2 protein-coding genes and 1 pseudogene are annotated in these 3,017 nt (G+C 73.2%); all 3 read left to right on the plus strand.

Annotation, left to right across the window (positions count from 1 at the left end; translation table 11 throughout):
- The first annotated feature begins 333 nt into the window (after positions 1-333).
- Positions 334-1,740 (plus strand): cytochrome ubiquinol oxidase subunit I, encoded by a 1,407-nt coding sequence (locus KIK08_RS38380; RefSeq protein WP_214408222.1) that lies wholly within the window; start codon positions 334-336, stop codon positions 1,738-1,740.
- Positions 1,741-1,771: 31 nt separating this feature from the next.
- Positions 1,772-2,767, plus strand: a complete 996-nt coding sequence (gene cydB / locus KIK08_RS38385; RefSeq protein ID WP_214408223.1) for a cytochrome d ubiquinol oxidase subunit II — start codon at positions 1,772-1,774, stop codon at positions 2,765-2,767.
- 47 nt (positions 2,768-2,814) lie between these two features.
- Positions 2,815-3,017 (plus strand): annotated as a pseudogene (locus tag KIK08_RS38390) (thiol reductant ABC exporter subunit CydD); the annotation flags it as partial.

The following is a 3,017-nucleotide window of genomic DNA, read 5'->3' on the forward strand; positions in this document are numbered from 1 at the left end:
CCCCTGCCGACGTGCCGGATCCGCCCACTTCGCAGACCAGGCGGTGCCCTCGCATCCCGCCGGCGCGCTGCGACGACCCACCCCGCGCTGCGACACCCACCCGACGCTGCGAGGACGACTCGACGCTGCGAGGACGACCCGACGCTGCGACACCCACCCGACGCTGCGAGGACGACCCGACGCTGCGAGGACGACCCCCGCCCGAACCTCCCCAGGACCGCCGTCGTGATGCGCGCCGCAGCACCGGGTCACACCCCTATCTTCTACGTGTCGTAGAATTACTACCGGCGGTAGAAGTTCCGGCCGTCGACACGCTCGTCGAACGGAGGCGCGGTGGACGCGCTGGACCTGGCCCGGTGGCAGTTCGGGATCACGACCGTCTACCACTTCCTGTTCGTCCCGCTGACCATCGGCCTGTCGGTGGTCGTCGCGGTGATGCAGACGATGTGGGTGCGCACCGGGCGCGTGGAGCACCTGCGCGCCACCCGGTTCTTCGGCAAGCTGTTCCTGATCAACTTCGCCATGGGCGTGGTCACCGGCATCGTGCAGGAGTTCCAGTTCGGGATGAACTGGAGCGCCTACTCGACCTTCGTCGGCGACGTCTTCGGGGCGCCGCTGGCGCTGGAGGCGCTGCTGGCGTTCTTCCTGGAGTCGACGTTCCTCGGCTTGTGGATCTTCGGCTGGGACCGGCTGCCGAAGCGGGTGCACCTGGCCACGATCTGGGCGGCCGCGGTCGGCTCGAACCTGTCGGCGTACTTCATCCTGGCCGCCAACGCCTGGATGCGGCACCCGGTCGGGTTCACCGTCGAGCCCGGCGTCGGGGGCGCGCCCGACCGCGCCCGGATGACCGACATCTGGGCCGTGCTGTCCAACGACCAGGCCTGGTCGACCTACCTGCACGTGCTGGGCGCGTCGTTCGTGGTGGCGGGGCTGTTCGTGGTCGCGGTCAGCGCCTACCGGCTCTGGCGCCACCACGACTCCGACACCGGGATGTTCCGCGGCGCCCTGCGCGCCGGGCTGGTGACCACGGCGCTGGCCGGTGCGGTCGTGTCGCTGTCCGGGCACCACCAGGCCCAGCTGATGGCCGAGTACGAGCCGATGAAGCTGGCCTCGGCCGAGGCGCTGTGGGACACCGAGGCGCCGGCCGGGTTCTCGGTCTTCGCCGTGGGCGACACCGTCGCCCGCGAGGACGTGATCGACATCCGGGTGCCCTCGCTGCTGTCGGTGCTGGCCACCGACTCGCTCGACGGGCGGGTCGAAGGGGTCAACGACCTGCAGGCGCAGTACGAGCAGCGCTTCGGCCCCGGCGACTACGTGCCCAACGTCCCCGTCCTGTACTGGGCCTTCCGGCTGATGATCGGGCTCGGCGTGGCCGGGATCGCCGTCGGCGTGGTCGGGCTGTGGCTGACCCGCCGCGGTCGGCTGCCCCGCCGCGACTGGATGTACGCCGTCGCGGTGCTGGGGCTGCCCGCCGCGCTGGCCGCGAACATCTGCGGCTGGATCCTCACCGAGCTGGGCCGCCAGCCCTGGACGGTGGTCGGTGAGCTGCTGACCGCGGCCAGCGTGTCACCCGGGGTGTCCCTCGGCGAGGTGGCGTTCTCGTTGTCGGCGTTCACGCTGGTCTACGGGGTGCTCGCGGTCGTGGAGGCCCGACTGCTGTGGGCCTACGTCAAGAAGGGCCCCGGGCACGTCACCCCGGACGTCGAACCGGGCGAGCGCGTGCCCGCCTTCACCTACTGAGCGCCTACCCAGCAAGCACAGAGGAGCCGTCGTGGACCTGCCGCTGGTCTGGTTCGTCGCCATCGCCGTGCTGTGGACCGGCTACTTCGTGCTCGAGGGCTTCGACTTCGGCGTCGGCGTGCTGCTGCCCGCCGTCGGCCGCGACGAGACCGGCCGCCGAGTCATGATCAACGCCATCGGTCCGGTGTGGGACGGCAACGAGGTCTGGCTGATCACCGCGCTCGGCGCGACGTTCGCCGCCTTCCCCGCCTGGTACGCGGGCCTGCTCTCGGGCTTCTACCCGGTCGTGCTGCTGATCGTGCTCGCGCTGATCGGGCGCGGGGTCGCGTTCGAGTACCGCGGCAAGGCCGAGACGGCCGCCGGACGCGCGCGCTGGGACGCCGCGATCGTGGCCGGCAGCGCGGTCCCCGCGTTCGGCTGGGGACTCGTCTTCGCCAACAGCCTGCGCGGGGTCGAGCTCGGCGCCGACGGGGTGGTGCGCTCGTCGCTGCTCTCGCTGCTGTCGCCGTACGCCCTGCTGGGCGGCGTCGCGCTGCTGTCGCTGTGCACCCTGCACGGCGCGCTGTTCCTCGGGCTGAAGACCGACGGCCCGGTGCGCGCCCGGGCCCGCACCGCCGCGCGGGCGAGCGCCGTGGTGGCGATCCCGGCGGTGGCGGTGTTCGGCATGTGGACCGTCGGCGCCGACGGGCCGGGGTGGACGTGGGTCGTGCCGCTGGCCGGGGCGGTCGCCCTGGTCGGCGCCGTCGCGCTGGCCGCGGCGGGGCGCGAGGGCTGGGCGTTCATCGCGGGCGCCGGCGCGGTCGTGGCGCTGTCCGTGCTGGTCTTCGCCGGGTTGTACCCGGCGGTGCTGCCCTCGCTGGTCTCGCCGGAATTCGACCTGACCGTCGCCGGCGCGGCGTCGGGGGAGTACACGCTCGGGATCATGAGCGTGATCGCGCTGGTGTTCCTGCCGCTGGTCGTGGGCTACCAGGCGTGGAGCTACTGGGTGTTCCGGCGGCGGGTGCGCCCCGAGCACGTCGGGGGTTGAGCGCGGTGCGCCCGCTGGACCCGCGTCTGGTGCGCACCGTGGCGCCGGTGCGCACGCACCTGGCGGTCACCGTCGTGGCCGCCGGCCTGCGCACCGGGCTGATCCTGGTGCAGGCGTGGCTGCTGGCGCACGCCGTCGCCCGTGCGACCGACGGCGCGCCGCCCGCGGAGCTGCTGGTGGCCGTCGCGTGGGTGGCCGTCGCCGCGCTCGCCCGCGCCGCGCTGGCCGCCGTGGCCGAGACCGCCGCCCT

It is taken from the genome of Pseudonocardia lacus, from assembly GCF_018531445.1.
GTDB lineage: Bacteria > Actinomycetota > Actinomycetes > Mycobacteriales > Pseudonocardiaceae > Pseudonocardia > Pseudonocardia lacus.